At 57.2% G+C, this 649-nt stretch carries 2 protein-coding genes; one reads left to right on the top strand and one right to left on the bottom strand.

Features of this window, described 5'->3' with window-relative positions; genetic code table 11:
- The coding region (locus tag I6F35_RS39605; protein ID WP_225122969.1) for a MobC family plasmid mobilization relaxosome protein at positions 1–257 on the bottom strand (257 nt) is incomplete at its 3' end.
- 64 nt (positions 258–321) lie between these two features.
- On the opposite strand from I6F35_RS39605, the gene I6F35_RS39610 reads away from it, so the two are divergent.
- Positions 322–513 carry a Rop family plasmid primer RNA-binding protein gene (locus I6F35_RS39610; RefSeq protein ID WP_000165988.1) on the top strand — a complete coding sequence of 64 codons (192 nt, stop codon included), beginning with the start codon at positions 322–324 and terminating at the stop codon, positions 511–513.
- Positions 514–649 lie beyond the last annotated feature (136 nt).

A 649-nucleotide genomic window follows, 5' to 3' on the forward strand; every position in this document is an offset into this window, starting at 1 on the left:
GCCATCAGCGCAGCCAACACCTGAACCCGGTCACCGGAAGACCACTGCCCGCTGTTCACCTTCCTCGCTGTCTGATTCAGGTTATTCCCGATGGCGGCCAGCTGACGCAGTAACGGCGGTGCCAGTGTCGGCAGCTTCCCGGAGCGTGCAACCGGCTCACCCAGGCAGACCCGCCGCATCCATACCGCCAGCTGTTTACCCTCACAGCGTTCCAGTAACCGGGCATGTTCATCATCAGTAACCCGTATGGTGAGCATCCTCTCGCGTTTCATCGGTATCATTACCCCATAAAACAGAAATCCCCCTTACACGGAGGCATCAGTGACTAAACAGGAAAAAACCGCCCTTAACATGGCCCGTTTTATCAGAAGCCAGACATTAACGCTGCTGGAGAAACTCAACGAACTGGACGCAGATGAACAGGCCGATATTTGTGAATCACTTCACGACCACGCCGACGAGCTTTACCGCAGCTGCCTCGCACGCTTCGGGGATGACAGTGAAAACCTCTGACACATACAGCTCCCGGAGACGGTCACAGCTTGTCTGTGAGCGGATGCCGGGAGCAGACAAGCCCGTCAGGGCGCGTCAGGGGGTTTCGGGGCGAAGCCCTGAACCAGTCACGTAGCGATAGCGGAGTGTATACTGG

Source organism: Bradyrhizobium sp. BRP22, from assembly GCF_020194175.1.
Lineage (GTDB): Bacteria > Pseudomonadota > Alphaproteobacteria > Rhizobiales > Xanthobacteraceae > Bradyrhizobium.